Below are 16,755 nucleotides of genomic sequence, written 5' to 3' on the forward strand. Positions count from 1 at the left end.
GGCCGCGGGCTTCCCGTCGTGCAGCGGCTTCGCGCGCCGGCCCTTCCCGCGCGCGAGCGCCGCGCGCGTCGCCTTCGACGGGGTCGCCGCGGCGCGCTTCCCCGCGCGCTTCGCGCTCGCCTTCGGCGCGGCGGCCCGCTCCCGCAGCGCCGCCTGCGCCGCGGCGAGCCGGGCGATGGGGAGCCGGTACGGCGAGCAGGAGACGTAGTCGAGCCCGAGCTCGTGGCAGAACCCGACCGAGGCCGGGTCGCCGCCGTGCTCGCCGCAGATGCCGATCTTCAGCTCGGGCTTCGTGGCGCGCCCGGCCTGGACGCCGATCCTCATGAGGGCGCCCACGCCCTCGCGGTCGATGGAGACGAACGGGTCGCCCGGCCAGATCTCCTTCTCGCGGTAGGCGGCGATGACCGGGCCCGTGTCGTCGCGGGACAGGGCGAAGGTGGTCTGGGTGAGGTCGTTCGTGCCGAAGGAGAAGAACTCGGCGGTCTTCGCGATCTCGCCCGCGGTGAGCGCGCCGCGCGGGACCTCGATCATGGTGCCGACGTGGTACCTCACCCGCCGGCCGCGCGCGGCGAACACCTCGTCCGCGACGCGGCGCACGATCGCCGCCTGGTCGTCGAGCTCCCCCTTCGCGCCGACGAGCGGGATCATCACCTCCGGCTCGACCTTCACCCCCTGCTCGGCGACGTCGCAGGCCGCCTCGAAGATCGCGCGGGACTGCATCTCGGTGATCTCCGGGAAGGAGATGCCGAGGCGGCAGCCGCGGTGGCCGAGCATCGGGTTCGCCTCGTGCAGCTCGTCGATGCGCGCGCGGACCCGCTCGATGGGCTTGCCGGTGACGCGCGCGAGCTCCTCGATGCCGGCCGCGTCCTGCGGGAGGAACTCGTGGAGCGGCGGGTCGATGGTGCGGATCGTGACCGGGCGCGGGCCCATCGCCTCGAAGATGCCGCGGAAGTCCTCGCGCTGGACCGGCAGGAGCTTCGCCAGGGCCGCGCGCCGCTCCTCGAGCGTCTCCGCGACGATCATCTCGCGCATCGGGCCGATCTTGCCCTCGCCGAAGAACATGTGCTCCGTGCGGCAGAGGCCGATGCCCTGCGCGCCGAGGGCCACCGAGACGCGCGCCTGGTCCGGCTGGTCCGCGTTGGCGCGCACGTCGAGCCGCCGCGCCGCGTCCGCCCACGCCATGACCTCGGCGAACTCCTGGTAGACCGGCGCCTCCTCCGGCGCGAGCGTCCTCTCCACGAGCACCTGGAGCACCTGCGACGGCCGCGTCTCGAGCCGGCCCTCGATCACCTCGCCGGTGGAGCCGTCGATGGACATCCAGTCGCCCTCGGAGAGGGTCTTCTCTCCGGCGGCGGTGGCGATCCGCATCTTGCGGGCGTGGTAGTCGAAGGAGAGCGCCTCGCAGCCGACGATCGCGACCTTGCCCATCTGCCGCGCGACGAGCGCCGCGTGGGAGGTCATGCCGCCGAAGGCGGTGAGGAAGCCCTCCGCGGCGGCCATGCCGCGGATGTCCTCGGGCGAGGTCTCGTGGCGCGCGAGGACGACGCTCTCGCCGCGCGCGCGCCACGCCTCCGCGTCCTCGGCGAAGAACACCACCCGCCCGCTCGCCGCGCCCGGGCCCGCCGGCAACCCCTTCGCGAGGACCTTCCCCCCCTTCAGCGCCGCCTGCTTCCGCTCGGCGTCGAAGATGGGCCGGAGCAGGTGGTTCAGCCCCTCGGGCTCGACGCGGAGGAGCGCCTCCTCCTTCGAGATGAGCCGCTCGCGCGCCATGTCCACGGCGATGCGGACCGCGGCGAGCCCGGTGCGCTTGCCGGTGCGCGTCTGCAGGACGTAGAGCTTGCCCTGCTCGATGGTGAACTCGATGTCCTGCATCTCCCGGTAGTGCCGCTCGAGCTTCGCCCGGACGTCGGCGAGCTGCTGCGCCATCTCGGGCCAGCGCGCCTCGAGCTCGGAGATCTTCTGCGGCGTGCGGATCCCGGCGACCACGTCCTCGCCCTGCGCGTTCACGAGGAACTCGCCGTAGAACTGGTCGTCGCCCGTGGCGGGGTTGCGGGTGAAGGCGACGCCCGTGCCGGAGTCGTCGCCCATGTTGCCGAACACCATCGCCTGCACGCTGACGGCGGTGCCCCAGTCCGAGGGGTAGCCGTAGAGCTTCCGGTAGGCGATGGCGCGGTCGTTGTCCCAGGAGCGGAACACCGCCGCCACCGCCTGCATGAGCTGGTCGTAGGGGTCGTCCGGGAAGGCGATCCCCTTGTGCTCCTCGATGGCCGCCTTGAGCTCGCCGACGAGCTCGCGGAGCGCGTCCTCGGGGAGCTCCGAGTCGAAGCGCACGCCGCGCGCGCGCTTCTTCCGCTCGAGGATCTCCTCGAAGGGGTCGCGGTCCTCCTTGCGCTCGGGCTTCATGCCGAGCACCACGTCGCCGAACATCGCGACGAAGCGCCGGTAGCTGTCCCAGGCGAAGCGCGGGCTCCCGGAGCGGCGCGCGAGCCCCTCCACCGTGGCGTCGTTGAGCCCGAGGTTCAGGACCGTGTCCATCATGCCCGGCATCGAGGCGCGGGCGCCGGAGCGGACCGAGACGAGGAGCGGGTTCTTCGCGTCCCCGAGCTTGCGGCCCACGAGCGCCTCGGTCCGCTTCATCGCCGCGCGGACCTCCGCCTCGAGCCCTCTCGGGATGCGCTTGCCGGCGCGGTAGTACTCGGTGCAGACCTCGGTGGTGATGGTGAAGCCGGGGGGCACCGGGATCCCAATGTTCGACATCTCCGCGAGGCCGGCGCCCTTGCCGCCGAGGAGGTCCTTCATGTCCTTGTTGCCGTCGGCCTTGCCGCCGCCGAAGGCGTAGATGCGCTTCTGGGCCATCCATCACCTCGAGTGAACCTGGAGATCGACCGAGCTCGCGGCCGGGAAGCGCACGGCCAGACAGCGCCAACGTAGCAAAGCGGCCCCGGGCCGGGAACGGAGCGCGCGCTCCGCCACCCCAACGGGCGCCGCGCGGATCGAGCGCGCGCGTGCAGAAGGGAGAGGGGGCGGCCGAGCCGGCGGCCGCGGGCCGAGCGACGCGTGACAGGAGGTCGCGGCTCGCCCGCCGGCGCGCGGGACGGGGTCCGGGAGCTTCGCCCGCCCTCGCCGCCATGAGCGGGGACGAGGCGCTCACCTCATCAGATCCGCAGCGCCTCGACGCGCGCCTCGTCGCGCTCCGGCTCGACCTCGTAGGTCTCGACGAGCTCGCCTTCGCGCCACTCCACCGCCACCCGCGACGCGTCCTTGCCCTTGCCGTACCGGGCGACGATCCGCGCGGCGAGCATCCGCTCCTCCCAGGTCGGCTCGCCCTCCACGAGCGCGATCGGGCCGAGCACGTCCTTCGCCTCGAGCCGGGCGCGGCCCGGGACGTGGTGCTCGAGCAGCGCGTTCTCCACCTCGGACCGCCCCACCACGAGCTTCGCGCGCGGGGAGAGCCGGAAGTGGCGGCCGGTGGAGAGGAGCACCACGTCCTCCGGCACGATGCGCCGCTCCTCGCCCGCGGCCTCGCGGGAGTCGAGCACGTCGAAGAACTTCTTCGCGAAGCTCTCGTCGGTGAGGTAGCAGCACCCCCCGGCCGGCTGCGGCCAGTCGACGACGCCGAGCTCCTTCGCGAGCTCCATCTGCCGGTGCCGGGAGCGCCCGCTCACCGCCTCGAGGAGCTCGCGGTCCACGATCCCCTCGAGCTCGGGGAGCGTGGGCGGGAGGAGCTTCGCGGAGAGCGGGCGCAGGAGCCGCCCGTCGAGGCCGCTGTCGCGCTCGATGATGCGGAGCGTGTCGCGCCGCTGGCTCTTCGGCCGCTGGCCGAGGACCTCGCCCGTGAAGACGAAGTCCGCCCCCTCCGCCTCCATGATCTCCTTCGCCTTGCGCATCATGAAGACGCGGCAGTCGACGCAGGGGTTCGCGTTGGCGCCGTACCCGTACTTCGGGTGCACGAGCATGTCGAGGTACTCGGCGCCGGAGATGTCGACGTACTCGATGTCCACCTCGAGGTCGGCGGCGGCGCGGAGCGCCTCGTTGCGGGGGACGCTCCCGTCGGCGCGCCCGCCCTTGCGGCGCTGCGTCTCGGTGATGCAGAAGCCGGTGTAGAAGTTCACCGCCTTCACCTCGATCCCCTGCCGCCGCACGAGCGCGAGCGCGAGCGTCGAGTCGAGCCCGCCGGAGATCATCGCGATGGCCTTGCCCTGCTTGCGCATTCCGCTCCTTCAGCGCGCGCGCTTGCGCACGAAGCTCTTCCAGGACGCGCCGTCCCGGAAGGTGCCGAGGTGCTCGTTGCGCGTCGCCTTGCACCACATCGGCATGTCCGTGGCGATCCCCGCGTCCGTCGAGATGACGAGCAGCACCGCGCCCTCGTCGAGCACGCGCACCGCCTTGGCGGTCTCGACGATCGGGAACGGGCAGAGCCGTCCGGAGGTGTCGAGCGTCCGCACAGGTGCGGGCATGTCGGGGAGCGTCACGGGCACTCCCTTTAGCCGTACGACGGACGGCGGGCAACCACCCCCGGCCCGCCGGTGTGGGCGCGCGCGGCGCGCCGGCGCGTCCTTGCCCGGGGTGCAGGCGAGCGGTAGGCTCCGCGCGATGCTCCGCCCCGCTCGTGTCGCCGTCCTCGCCGCGCTCGCCGCGGCCGCGCCGTTCGCTGCCTCCGCCCAGGAGCCCTACACGCCCACCGGCTTCGCCGCGACGTTCTCCTACGGCGGCGGCGGCGAGCTCGGGCTCTCCGAGGGGGAGGACAAGGGCGGCGCGGGGATCTCCGAGATCGAGGCGACGCTCGGGTACGACCTCGAGGCGCTGAACCTCCGCCCCGAGGTCGGCCTCGTGCTCGGGCTCGACCCCGACACGAACTTCGCCCTCCGGCCCGGCGTGCGCTGGATCTCGCCCCAGGTCCCGATCCAGGTCCGGCTCGCCCTCGACATGTCGAACGCGCGCGATCGCTCGATGGAGTGGCGCTGGCTCCTCCTCGGCGTCGCCACCGAGCTCCGCTTCACGGGGGTCCTCGGGCTGTTCGCCGAGGTCGACACCGGCGCGCCGCTCTCGTCGGAGGCGGGCGTGCCGCTGCTCATCCGCGGCGGCGCGACGTTCCGCTTCTAGCCAACCGTGGGAGACGTCCGCATGAGAAGCCTCGCCGTCGCGATCGCCGTCGCGCTCGGGCTGCCGGCCCTCGCCCTCGCCGAGGACGAGGTGCTCCCGCCGCCGCCGCCGCCGCCCTCCTACGACGGCGACGTGCCGCTCCCGCCTCCGCCCTCCGGCATGCGGCCGCTCTCGCAGCTCGACCCGCAGCTCCCGCCCGCCGGCCGCCCGGTCCCCGCCCCCGCGCGGCGGCCCGGCGCCCGCGCGCCCTCGGGCACGATCCAGGGCGGCGCCATCGGCGAGTCGCCCATCGCCCCGGCGGGCGCCCAGGCCGCGCCGCTCCACCCCGAGGAGACCATCGGCCACTGGCGCTACGCGATGGCGAGCGGCGTCGCCGGCCGGTTCGGCGGGATGCAGCTCGACAAGGACCGCGAGAACCCGGGCGTCCTCCTCTACTTCGGCGCCCAGGCGGACGGGCTCTGGTCCGAGGGGTTCGGGAAGTCGGCGCGGCTGCGGCTGCGGATGTTCACGGGCGGCGAGACCGAGGTCTACCTGCCCTCCGATGGCGAGGTCGAGGGCGCCTTCATGATCGGGCGCCGCGAGTTCCGCTTCGTGCTCGGCCGCGTCGAGGTGGCGCGCTACCCCGCGCTCGGCGTGCAGGTGCTCGCGCAGGTCGCGACGCTGCCGTGCTTCGAGGGCTCGCTGCCGCTCCTCGGCGACACGATGCGCCTCTACTACTACGCGTCGCCGGTGGAGGCCTCGTTCGTCCGCTACTACGGCGACGCCCACATCGCGCACTCGGCGGCCTGGGCGACCGAGTCCGACGTCCCGGTCGCGGCGAGCGCGGGGCGGCTGCGCTGGACGGTGCTCCTGCCGCCGTCCGTGCTGCTCTCGCTGCAGGGCGACGTCATGAAGATGTGGAACAAGGCCGATCTCCTCCTCGCCGGCGAGGCGAGCCTCGGCTATCAGGTGCTCGAGGGATCGGCGGTGTTCAACGTCGCGGTCCGCTGGGACCAGTTCCGCCGCCGCGGCCTCGCGCCCGAGACGAGCGCGACGGACTCGGAGATGAAGCTGCTCGGCATCGCGACGCTCGTCTTCTGAGGACGGGCGGGCGCCCTCGCGGCCGCGGGAATGGCCCGCGGCGCGGGCGGTTCGGGGGAGGAGCGCGGTCCGGGAACGCGTTCATCCGTTTGTCGGTACTCGGGATTTCGTGATTGAATGCGCGGCTCGACCACGCACGCGTAGGAGACGGTTCGACATGAGGCACGTCAGCTGGATCATCGCCCTCGTCATCGGATTCTCGGTGGGCTTCTTCTCTCGCGGCGCCCTCGACGGGCGCGGCGCGCGCCCGCCCGCCGGCGCGCCGATGCAACGGCCGGCCCGGCCCGTCGAGGACGCGCGCGCGGCCTACCGGGTGCCGGTGGACGACACGCCGCTCCGCGGCTCCGCGGACGCGCTCGTCACGATCGTCGAGTCGTCCGACTTCGAGTGCCCGTTCTGCAAGCGGGTCGGCCCGACGCTGAAGCAGCTCGAGGAGGCCTACCCCGGCAAGCTGCGCTTCTCCTTCCGCCACAACCCCCTGCCCTTCCACGCGCGCGCGCTCCCCGCCGCGATCGCCACGGAGGAGGCCCGCGCGCAGGGCGGTGACGCGAAGTTCTGGGCGATGCACGACAAGCTCTTCGAGCTCGCCCCGGCCCTCGACGACGCCAGCATCGAGCGCGCCGCGCAGGAGGTCGGCCTCGACGTCGCGAAGGTGAAGGAGGCGATCGCCTCCGGCAAGCACAAGGAGCGGATCCAGCGCGATCAGCAGCTCGTGCAGTCGGTCGGCGCGCCCGCGACGCCCTCGTTCTTCGTCAACGGCCGCAAGATCGCCGGCGCCCAGCCGCTCGAGGCCTTCCGCGCCCTCGTGGACGAGGAGCTCAAGAAGGCCGAGGCGCTCGTGCAGCGCGGCACGCCCGCGTCGCAGGTCTACGCCAAGATCATGGAGGGCGCGTCGCCGCGGCCGGTGTTCCTCCCGGCCGACCCCGGCCAGCCCGCGGGCGCCGCGCCCGTCGCGCCGTCCCCCGCCGCGCCGGCGCCCGCGGCGCTCTACCGCAAGGTGCCGCTGCGGCCCGACGACCCGGCGCGCGGCCCCGCCGACGCGAAGCTCACGGTGGTCCTCTTCTCCGACTTCCAGTGCCCGTTCTGCGGCCGCGTGGAGCCCACCCTGAAGCAGCTCGAGGAGGCGTACCCGGGCCAGCTGCGGATCGTCTGGAAGCACCAGCCGCTCCCCATGCACTCCGACGCGATGCCGGCCGCCCTCGCGGCGGAGGCGGCGCGCGAGCAGGGCAAGTTCTGGCAGCTCCACGACAAGCTCTTCGAGAACCAGCGCGCGCTCGACGCCGCCACCGTCGCGGGCCACGCGAAGGCGATCGGGCTCGACACGCGCAAGTTCGAGCAGGCGGTCCAGTCGAAGAAGTACGAGTCGCGGATCCAGGAGGACATGCGCCTCGGCAGCTCCGTCGGCGCGAACGGCACGCCCACCCTGTTCTTCAACTGCCGCCAGGTCGTCGGGGCGCAGCCGCTCGAGCGCATGCGCGCGGTCGCCGACGAGGAGCTCAAGAAGGCGGACGCGCTGCTCAAGGGCGCGAAGCCGGACGCGCGCTTCTACGATCGCGCCTGCGACGCGAACGTCGCCTCCGCGCCCGCCGCGCCGGTGCCCGCCGCGGCGCAGGCGCCCGCGCCCGGCCCCGTGCAGAAGGTCGACGTTCGCCCGGACGACCCGGTGCGCGGGAACCCGAAGGCGCCCGTCACGATCGTGCTCTTCTCCGACTTCCAGTGCCCGTTCTGCGCCCGCGTCGGCCCGACGCTCGACGAGGTGCAGCGCACCTACGGCGACAAGGTGAAGGTGGTCTGGAAGCACCAGCCGCTGCCCTTCCACCAGCAGGCCCTCCCCGCGGCGGAGGCCGCCGAGGCGGCCCGCGAGCAGGGCAAGTTCTGGCAGATGCACGACAAGCTCTTCGCCTCGCAGCGCGAGCTCTCGCCCGACGCCTTCACGCGGATCGCGCGCGAGATCGGCCTCGACTCGAAGAAGTTCCAGGCCTCGGTCCAGAGCGGGAAGGCGCGCGCGCGCATCCAGCAGGACCAGCAGCTCGCGGCGTCGGTGGGCGCCCAGGGCACCCCGACGATGTTCGTGAACGGCGAGCGGGTCGTCGGCGCCGTGCCGTTCGAGCAGCTCAAGGCCGTCATCGACCGGCAGCTGGCGAAGCGCTGACCGTTCCCGAACGGCCCGTGCCGCGCGTCACGATCGTCGCGCCGACGTACAACGCGGCGCGCTTCGTCCGGCAGTGCGTGGACAGCGCGCTCGCGCAGACGTTCCGCGACTTCGAGCTCGTCGTCGTGGACGACGGCTCGACGGACGGCACGGCGGACGTCGTCGAGTCCTACCGGGATCCGCGCGTGCGGTGCCTCCGGCTGCCGCACCGCGGGCTCCGCGCCCTCGCGGAGAGCTACAACGCGGCGCTCGCCGAGAGCCACGGCGAGCTCGTGGCGATCCTCGAGGGCGACGACTTCTGGCCGCCCGACAAGCTCGAGGTGCAGGTGCGCGGCTTCGACGATCCCGCCGTGCAGCTCTCCTGGGGGGCGGGGCTCGAGGTGGACGAGGAGGGCCGCACGCTGCGGGTCTGCCGCGGCGTCGCGCTCGACGGCGGGACGGACCGCGTCCCCACGGCGACGCTCTTCCGGGAGCTCGTCAGGGCCTACGTGCTGTACCCGTCGGTCACGGTGATGATGCGGCGCGCGGCGCTCGATCGCATCGGCGGGTTCCGGCAGGACGGGTCGGCGAACTACGTCGACCTCCCCACCTGCATGCTGCTCCTCGCGCGCAGCCAGGGCGTCGCCCTGCACCACCATCACGTGCTCGGCTGCTGGCGCCGCCACGGGGCGCAGGCCACGAGCATGCGCGGCGACACGCTCCTCCGCGAGCACCGGCGCGTCGTGCGCGACGTGGTGGCCGCGCTCGAGCCCGAGGAGCGCGCCGGCGTCGGCTGGAGCGGTGCGCTCGCCCGGGCGAACCAGGGTCGCTGGCGGATGGCCGCTGCGCGCGCGGCGCTGCGCGGCGGGCGGTTCTCCCGCGCGCGAAGGCTCAGCCTCGCCGTCGTACGCGACGGGCCCGGGATGGCGCTGCGCGCGAAGGCGATGACGGCCCTCGCGTCGGCCGTCGCCGGCGTGGATCTCTCGACCGCCTGGCGGCGCATGCGCGGCCGCGCCTGACCGCGAGGCGGCGAGCCCGGGTGCGCTCTCCGGAGTGCCGCACCCACCTCGCCGCGGACCCACCCCGATTGGCGCCTCGCGCTCGCGCGTGCGACAATTCGTGGCCGTGGAAAGCTCGTTCGAGGTCCTGAACCGCTCGTTCGATCGGATCTTCGTCTTGACGCTCCACCGGGCGCGAGAGCGCCAGCGTCACGCCGAGCAGCACCTCGCGACGCTCGACTACCGGTTCCACATGGGTGTGGACGCGGCGACGCTCGACGTTCGCGCCCTCGAGCGCGCCGGCACCTACGATCCCGCCCGGGCCCGACGCGTGAGCCGTCTCGGGCGGCCGCTGACCCCCGGGGAGATCGGCTGTGCGCTCTCTCATCGCCAGCTCTACGAGCAGACCGTGCGCAACGGGTGGTCGCGCGTGCTCGTGCTGGAGGACGACGCCGGACCGAGCGGCGACCTGGGCTGCGCCGCCGCGGCGCTGGCGGAGCTGCCCGACGACTGGGAGCTGCTCTACGCCGGCTGGTCGAACTTCGAGGTGGTGACGCGCCGCATGCGGCTGAAGCGCGCGGCCTACGTGGGGCTCTCCGCGCTCCAGCTCCTCAAGTGGACGCCGGAGCAGGTGCTGCGCATGCACCCATCGTCATACTCGCTCCACCTGCGCCGCGCGGGGCTCCACCACGGCGCCTTCGCCTACGCGTTCACGCTGGGCGCCGCCAGGAAGCTGCTCGCGGCGCAGACGCCGGTCGCCTACAGCGCGGATCAGCTGTTCATCCACCTCGTCCTCTCCGGCGCGGTGAACGCCTTCGTGGCGCAGCCGAAGCTGTTCTGCGAGCGGAGCGCCGAGATCGCGCAGACCGAGCCGGTCTCGTACCGCCAGGCGCACTGAGGCGCGGGCGCGCGCGGGCGAGCGAGCGGCCGCCGACCCGACGCACCCGATCGGCGGAGAGCCGGCCCGGCGCCCGCCCTCCGCGCCGGGACCCTTGCGCGGGGCGGTCCGGTTCGGATAAGGATCCCCACTCGCCATGCGCCGGACCTTCTTCAAGTCCAAGATTCACCGCGCCACGGTCACCCACGCCGACCTCGACTACGAGGGCTCCGTCTCGATCGACGAGGACCTCCTCGAGGCCGCTGGGATCCTCGAGTACGAGGCCGTGCACGTGTGGAACATCACGCGCGGCACGCGGCTGCAGACCTACGCGATCAAGGGCGAGCGGGGCTCCGGCATCATCTGCATCAACGGCGCCGCAGCGCACCTCAACAAGCCGGGCGATCTCGTGATCCTCGCGACGTTCGCCGAGCTCGAAGAGGCGGAGGCGCGCGGCTTCAAGCCGACGGTCGTCCTCGTCGACAGGAAGAACAAGATCGTGGAGAGCGACGTGGTCGAGGTGGCGGGACCGGCACGTCGGGTGTCGGCATGACGGTGTTTCTTTGGCGCCGGTGATCTCCGGCCCACCCCCGATCTCGAGACCTTCCTCACCCTGTGCAGGCCGGGCCGTGCGGTGCCGGTGCGCGTCGAGGTCGACGCCGACACCGAGACGCCGGTCTCCGCGTTCCTGAAGCTCTCGCGCGGCGAGCGCCAGGCGTTCCTGCTCGAGTCGGTCGAGGGCGGCGAGCGGAGCGCGCGGTTCAGCTTCCTCGGCGCGGGACCGAAGAGCGCGCTGCGCTACAAGCTCGGCGATCGCGGCGATCCCATCGACGCGGTGCGCGCCGCCCTCGCGACCCACTCCGCCGTGCGGGTCCCCGGCACGCCGCCCTTCTCGGGCGGGCTCGTCGGCCACGTCTCGTACGACGCCGTGAAGCTGTTCGAGCCGCGGGTGCCGATCGCGAACCCGGACGAGCTCGGGTTCCCCGACCTCCTGCTCATGGACTTCGACGAGGTGGTGGCGTTCGACAACCGCCGCCACTCGATGCACGTCCTCTGCGAGGTCCGCTGCGACGCGGGCGACGACCCGCGCGCGCTGTACGCGGACGCGCTCCGGCGCATCCGCAAGCGGCTCGGGCTCCTCGCCGCCCCGCTCGTCGATCGCCGGGCGCGGCGGGCGGCGCGCCCCTCCGCGCTCGTGCCCCGCCTCGCCAAGGCGGACTACCTCGCCGCGGTCGAGCGCGCGAAGGAGTACGTGAAGGCGGGCGACTGCCAGCAGATCGTGTACTCGCAGCGCTTCGACGCGGTGGTGTCGGTCCCGCCGTTCGAGATCTACCGCGCGCTCCGGCGCGTGAACCCGTCGCCGTACCTGTTCTTCCTGAAGGACGGCGACCGCGCGCTCGTGGGCTCCTCGCCGGAGACCCTCATCAAGCTCGAGGACGGCGAGGTGACGCTCCGCCCGATCGCCGGGACGCGGCGGCGGGGCGCGGACGCGGCGGAGGACGCGCGGCTCGAGGCGGAGCTGCGGGCCGATCCCAAGGAGAACGCCGAGCACGTGATGCTCGTCGATCTCGGCCGCAACGACGTCGGGCGCGTCTCGGCGGTGGGCACCGTCCGCGTCACCGCGCTCAAGACGGTGGAGCGCTACTCCCACGTCATGCACCTCGTCTCGGAGGTGAAGGGGCGGCTCGCGGAGGGCCTCTCGGCGGTGGACGTGCTGCAGGCCGGGTTCCCCGCCGGCACCGTGTCCGGGTCCCCGAAGGTGCGGGCCATGGAGATCATCGACGAGCTCGAGCCGGCGCGGCGGGGGCCGTACGCCGGCGCGGTCGGGTACTTCGACCGGGGCGGCGACATGGAGATGTGCATCGCCATCCGCACGCTCATGGCGCGCGGGCGGCGCGTCTCGGTGCAGGCGGGCGGCGGGCTCGTCTACGACTCGGTGCCCGAGGCGGAGTACCAGGAGACGCTCAACAAGGCGCGCGCGGTCTTCACCGCCGTCGCGCAGGCCGAGTCGCGGCTGCTCGACGCCGTGGCGGAGCCGCCGAGCCCGCGCGCGGTGGCGGCGCGCACGCCGAGGCCGAGCCGGCGCAGGCCGCGAAAGGGCAAGCGATGAGCGGCCGGAGCGGGAGGCGTGAGGAGCCGGCGCGGGAGGCGCACCCGGCCGTCGCGGCGAGCAGAGGCGACGCGCGCCGAGGCGCTCACGTGACGGAAGCCGCCCACCGCGGCGCGGCGCGGCGCGCCGAGGCGGCGCGCGTGCTGATGGTCGACAACTACGACAGCTTCACCTTCAACCTCGTCCAGTACCTCGGCGAGCTCGGCGCGGAGGTCGAGGTCTTCCGCAACGACGCCGTCGACGTGGCGGGGATCCGGGCGCGGCGGCCCGACGGGCTCGTCCTCTCGCCGGGGCCCTGCACGCCCGACGACGCCGGCGTGACGCTCGAGGCGATCCGGGCGCTCGCGGGCGAGCTGCCGATCCTGGGGGTCTGCCTCGGGCACCAGGCCATCGGGCAGGCGTTCGGGGGCAGGGTGGTCCGCAACGCGCGCATCGTCCACGGCAAGTCGAGCCCGGTGCGGCACGCGAGCGCGGGGGTGTTCGCCGGCCTGCCGTCGCCGTTCGAGGCGGGGCGCTACCACTCGCTCGTCGTCGAGCGCGCGACCTTGCCGGCCGCCCTCGAGGTGACCGCCTGGACCGACGAGGACGAGATCATGGGGCTCCGCCACCGCTCGCTCGACGTGGAGGGCGTGCAGTTCCACCCTGAGTCAATACTGACGCTCGAGGGGAAGCGGCTCCTCGGCAACTGGCTCCGCCGGCTCGGCGGCGGGAGGGTCCGATGATCCAGCAGGCGGTGGCGCGGCTCCTCGAGCACCACGACCTCGCGCGCGCGGAGATGAGCGCGGTGATGGTGGAGATCGCCGACGGCGGCGCGACGCCCGCGCAGGTGGGGGCCTTCCTCGCGGCGCTGCGGCTGAAGGGCGAGACGGTGGACGAGATCGCCGGCGCGGCCGAGGTGATGCGCGCGCGGGTCGATCGCGTGCGCGTCGACCGCGACGTGTTCGTGGACACCTGCGGCACGGGCGGCGACGGGCGGCACACCTTCAACATCTCCACCACCGCCGCGTTCGTGGTGGCCGGCGCGGGCGTCACGGTCGCGAAGCACGGCAACCGCGCCGTCTCCTCGCGCTCGGGGTCCGCCGACGTGCTCGCCGCGCTGGGCGTCGACGTGGACGCGCCGAAGGAGGTGGTCGAGCGCGCCATCGAGGAGGTCGGGATCGGCTTCCTCTTCGCGCCGCGGCTCCACCCCGCCTTCAAGGCCGTGGCCGGCATCCGGCGCGAGCTCGGCGTCCGGACGATCTTCAACCTGCTCGGGCCGCTCGCGAACCCGGCCGGCGCGCGGCACCAGGTCATGGGCGTCTACGAGCCCCGCTGGGTGCCGGTCATCGGCGGCGTCCTCGCCGCGCTCGGCGCGGCGCACGCGTTCGTCGTGCACGGCGAGGGGCTCGACGAGATCGCCGTCACCGGGATGACGCACGTGTGCGAGGTGCGGGACGGCGCCGTGGAGCGCTACTCGGTGCTCCCCGAGGACCTCGGCCTCGCGCGCCACGAGGAGGCCGAGCTCCTGGGCGGCGACGCGGAGCGGAACGCCCGGATCCTCGCCGACGTCCTCGGCGGGCAGAAGGGCGGCCCGCGCGACGCGGCGCTCGCGAACGCGGCGGCGGCGCTCGTCGCGGCCGGCGCGGCCCCGGACCTCCGCGCGGCCGTCCGGCTCGGCGCGGAGGTGGTCGACCGCGGCGACGCCTCGGAGATGCTCGCGCGGCTGGTGCGGGCGACGCGAGGCGCGGCGTGACGTTCCTCGCCGGGATCCTCGCGCGCAAGCGGGACGAGGTGGAGGCCCGGCGCGCGGCCGAGCCGGAGCGCGAGCTCGCGGCGCGGGCCCGCGACGCGGCGCCGCCGCGCCCGTTCGAGGCGGCGCTCTCGCTGCGGGGCGGCCCGGCGCGGGTCATCGCCGAGGTGAAGCGAGCGAGCCCGTCGGCGGGTCCCATCGCGGCGGGGCTCGACGCGCCCGGGCAGGCCCAGCGCTACGCCGCGGCGGGGGCGGCGGCGATCTCCGTCCTCACCGACGGGCCCGGCTTCGGCGGCTCGCTCGCCGATCTGTCCGCGGTGCGCGCGGCCGTGGACGTGCCGCTCCTCCGGAAGGACTTCGTGGTCGACCGCTACCAGCTCCTCGAGGCGCGGGCCGCCGGCGCGGACGCGGCGCTCCTCATCGTGGCGGCCCTCGAGGACGGGGCCCTGCGCGAGCTCCTCGACGCCTGCGGCGGCCTCGGGCTCGCGGCCCTCGTCGAGGTGCACGACCCCGGCGAGGCGGAGCGCGCGCTCGCGGCGGGCGCGCGCATCGTCGGCGTGAACAACCGCGACCTCCGCACCTTCGCCGTCGACCTCGCCACCTCCGAGCGGATCCTGCCCGCGCTGCCCGCGGGCGTGCGGGGGGTCGCGGAGAGCGGCGTCCGCACGCCCGAGGACGCGCGCCGGCTCCGCCGGGCGGGCGCGGCGAACCTGCTCGTGGGCGAGGCCCTCGTGCGCGCGAGCGATCCCGGCGCCCTCCTCCGCGAGATGACGCAGTAACCCCAGGACTTTGCCCCGGTGCCCTCCGTGAAGGTCAAGATCTGCGGCATCACGCGCCTCGAGGACGCGCTCCTCGCGGTGCGCCTCGGCGCGGACGCGCTGGGGTTCAACTTCTGGCCGGGCTCGAAGCGGTTCATCCCGCCCGCGGCGGCGGGCGAGATCGTCCGGCGCCTCCCGCCCGGGGTCGAGACGTTCGGCGTCTTCGTGGACGCGTCGCGGGAGGAGCTCCTCGCGGCCCTCTCGGCGTCGGGCGTGACGGTCGCCCAGCTCCACGGGGACGAGCCCCCGGCGCTGTGCGCGTCGCTCCCGGTCCCGGCGGTGAAGGCGATCCGCGTCGAGGGGCCCTCGTCGCTCGCCGCCCTCGCCGCCTACGAGGTCCCGGCGTTCCTGCTGGACGCGCCGGGGCCCGGGTTCGGCGGCAGCGGCAGGACCTTCGACTGGTCGCTCGCCTTCGAGGCGGCTCGCGCGGCGCGGGTGTTCCTCGCCGGGGGCCTCACCCCCGAGAACGTGGGCGAGGCGGTGCGGCGGGTGCGGCCCTACGGCGTCGACGTCGCGAGCGGCGTGGAGAGCGCGCCCGGCGTGAAGGACGAGGACAAGCTGCGGCGGTTCATCCAGGCGGCGAAGGAGGCAGCACGATGACGGTTCCGGTTCCCCTCCCCGGCCCGCGCGGCCGGTTCGGCGCGTACGGCGGGCGCTACGTCCCCGAGACGCTCGTCCCAGCGCTCGAGGAGCTCGAGGCGGCCTGGCGCGCCGCGCGGGAGGATCCGGCCTTCCGCGCCGAGCTCTCCGACCTGCTCACCCGCTTCGCAGGGCGCGAGACGCCGCTCGGCGACGCCCGGCGCATGAGCGCCGACGCCGGCGGCTGCCGGGTGCTCCTGAAGCGCGAGGACCTCTGCCACACCGGCGCGCACAAGGTGAACAACACGCTCGGTCAGGTGCTGCTCGCGCGGCGGATGGGGAAGACCCGCATCATCGCGGAGACCGGCGCCGGCCAGCACGGCGTCGCGACGGCCACCGCGGCGGCGCTCTTCGGGCTGCCCTGCGACGTGTTCATGGGCGCGCTCGACGTCGAGCGGCAGGCGCTGAACGTCTTCCGCATGCAGCTCCTCGGCGCGCGCGTCGTCCCGGTGGAGTCCGGCTCGCGCACGCTCAAGGACGCGATGAACGAGGCGCTGCGCGACTGGGTGACGAACGTGCGCGACACCCACTACATCATCGGCTCGGTCGCGGGCCCCCACCCGTACCCCGCGCTGGTGCGCGACTTCCAGTCCGTCATCGGCGCGGAGGCGCGGGCGCAGTGCCTCGCGCTCACCGGCCGGCTGCCCGACGCGGTCGTCGCCTGCGTGGGCGGGGGCTCGAACGCGATGGGCATCTTCTCCGCGTTCCTCGAGGACCCTGCCGTGAAGCTCGTCGCCGTCGAGGCCGCCGGCCACGGGCTCGCGAGCGGCCGTCACGGGGCCTCGCTCGCGAAGGGGACGCCGGGCGTCCTGCACGGCTCGCGCAGCTACGTGCTCCAGGACGAGAACGGGCAGATCCGCGAGGCGCACTCGATCAGCGCCGGGCTCGACTACCCGGGCGTCGGCCCCGAGCTCGCCCACCTCAAGGACACCGGCCGGCTCACGCTCATGCAGGCCACCGACGTGGAGGCGCTCGAGTCGCTCCAGTACCTCGCGCGCATGGAGGGGATCATCCCGGCGCTCGAGACCGCGCACGCGGTCGCGGCGGCGCGCGAGGTCGCGCGCGCGCTCGGGCCCGACGGGCTCGTCGTGGTGAACGTCTCGGGCCGCGGCGACAAGGACGTCGAGCAGGTGCGCCGCGCGCTCGCCGCGCAGGCCTCCCCGCCCCGGAAGGCGGCGCGGAGGAGCCGCGGCCGGCCGGCGCCGCGCCGGAAGGGAGGCACGCGATGAGCACCGCGAGGTCGAGGGCGCGCGCGGGCGGCGCGCGCGAG

At 74.3% G+C, this 16,755-nt stretch carries 15 protein-coding genes; 12 read left to right on the plus strand and 3 right to left on the minus strand.

The annotated features are described in order from the left end of the window. From ppdK to MNZ39_RS18905, 3 genes are all read right to left on the minus strand, one after another. The coding region (gene ppdK / locus MNZ39_RS18895) for a pyruvate, phosphate dikinase (protein ID WP_242340637.1) at window positions 1-2,856 on the minus strand (2,856 nt) is incomplete at its 3' end. Window positions 2,857-3,155: 299 nt separating this feature from the next. Next, window positions 3,156-4,211, minus strand: a complete 1,056-nt coding sequence (locus MNZ39_RS18900) for an asparagine synthase-related protein (protein ID WP_242340638.1) — start codon at window positions 4,209-4,211, stop codon at window positions 3,156-3,158. A gap of 9 nt (window positions 4,212-4,220) precedes the next feature. Then, a complete protein-coding gene (locus tag MNZ39_RS18905; RefSeq protein WP_242340639.1) occupies window positions 4,221-4,472 on the minus strand; it encodes a sulfurtransferase TusA family protein in 252 nt (83 codons plus the stop codon). A gap of 121 nt (window positions 4,473-4,593) precedes the next feature. Between MNZ39_RS18905 and MNZ39_RS18910 the strand changes: the two genes are divergently transcribed. The 12 genes from MNZ39_RS18910 (at window position 4,594) to trpB (ending at window position 16,714) form a co-directional block, all read left to right on the plus strand. Continuing rightward, entirely contained in the window at window positions 4,594-5,103 is a 510-nt protein-coding gene (locus MNZ39_RS18910; protein ID WP_242340640.1) for a hypothetical protein, read from the plus strand. A gap of 21 nt (window positions 5,104-5,124) precedes the next feature. Next, complete coding sequence (locus MNZ39_RS18915) at window positions 5,125-6,183, plus strand: hypothetical protein (RefSeq protein WP_242340641.1); 1,059 nt, start codon at window positions 5,125-5,127, stop codon at window positions 6,181-6,183. A 157-nt stretch (window positions 6,184-6,340) separates the two neighbouring features. Continuing rightward, entirely contained in the window at window positions 6,341-8,335 is a 1,995-nt protein-coding gene (locus MNZ39_RS18920; RefSeq protein ID WP_242340642.1) for a thioredoxin domain-containing protein, read from the plus strand. A gap of 17 nt (window positions 8,336-8,352) precedes the next feature. Beyond that, on the plus strand, window positions 8,353-9,333 hold the full coding sequence (locus tag MNZ39_RS18925) for a glycosyltransferase family 2 protein (protein WP_242340643.1): 981 nt from the start codon (window positions 8,353-8,355) through the stop codon (window positions 9,331-9,333). Between the two features lie 106 nt (window positions 9,334-9,439). Beyond that, window positions 9,440-10,210 (plus strand): glycosyltransferase family 25 protein, encoded by a 771-nt coding sequence (locus tag MNZ39_RS18930; protein WP_242340644.1) that lies wholly within the window; start codon window positions 9,440-9,442, stop codon window positions 10,208-10,210. 136 nt (window positions 10,211-10,346) lie between these two features. Beyond that, window positions 10,347-10,742 carry an aspartate 1-decarboxylase gene (gene panD, locus MNZ39_RS18935; protein WP_242340645.1) on the plus strand — a complete coding sequence of 132 codons (396 nt, stop codon included), beginning with the start codon at window positions 10,347-10,349 and terminating at the stop codon, window positions 10,740-10,742. An 87-nt stretch (window positions 10,743-10,829) separates the two neighbouring features. Then, the gene (trpE, locus tag MNZ39_RS18940; RefSeq protein ID WP_242340646.1) at window positions 10,830-12,299 is read left to right on the plus strand and encodes an anthranilate synthase component I; all 1,470 of its coding nucleotides are present in this window, start codon (window positions 10,830-10,832) and stop codon (window positions 12,297-12,299) included. Window positions 12,300-12,445: 146 nt separating this feature from the next. After that, window positions 12,446-13,021 carry an aminodeoxychorismate/anthranilate synthase component II gene (locus tag MNZ39_RS18945; protein WP_242340651.1) on the plus strand — a complete coding sequence of 192 codons (576 nt, stop codon included), beginning with the start codon at window positions 12,446-12,448 and terminating at the stop codon, window positions 13,019-13,021. Next, window positions 13,018-14,031, plus strand: coding sequence for an anthranilate phosphoribosyltransferase (trpD, locus tag MNZ39_RS18950; RefSeq protein WP_242340647.1), 1,014 nt, complete (start codon window positions 13,018-13,020; stop codon window positions 14,029-14,031). The genes MNZ39_RS18945 and trpD overlap by 4 nt, the downstream gene beginning before the upstream one ends. Beyond that, window positions 14,028-14,807 (plus strand): indole-3-glycerol phosphate synthase TrpC, encoded by a 780-nt coding sequence (trpC, locus tag MNZ39_RS18955; RefSeq protein ID WP_242340648.1) that lies wholly within the window; start codon window positions 14,028-14,030, stop codon window positions 14,805-14,807. The genes trpD and trpC overlap by 4 nt, the downstream gene beginning before the upstream one ends. An 18-nt stretch (window positions 14,808-14,825) precedes the next feature. Further along, on the plus strand, window positions 14,826-15,446 hold the full coding sequence (locus tag MNZ39_RS18960) for a phosphoribosylanthranilate isomerase (protein ID WP_242340649.1): 621 nt from the start codon (window positions 14,826-14,828) through the stop codon (window positions 15,444-15,446). Further along, a complete protein-coding gene (gene trpB / locus MNZ39_RS18965) occupies window positions 15,443-16,714 on the plus strand; it encodes a tryptophan synthase subunit beta (RefSeq protein WP_242340650.1) in 1,272 nt (423 codons plus the stop codon). Before MNZ39_RS18960 ends, trpB begins: the two co-directional genes overlap by 4 nt. Window positions 16,715-16,755: the final 41 nt, after the last annotated feature.

Source organism: Anaeromyxobacter sp. SG66 (assembly GCF_022690805.1).
GTDB lineage: Bacteria > Myxococcota > Myxococcia > Myxococcales > Anaeromyxobacteraceae > Anaeromyxobacter > Anaeromyxobacter soli.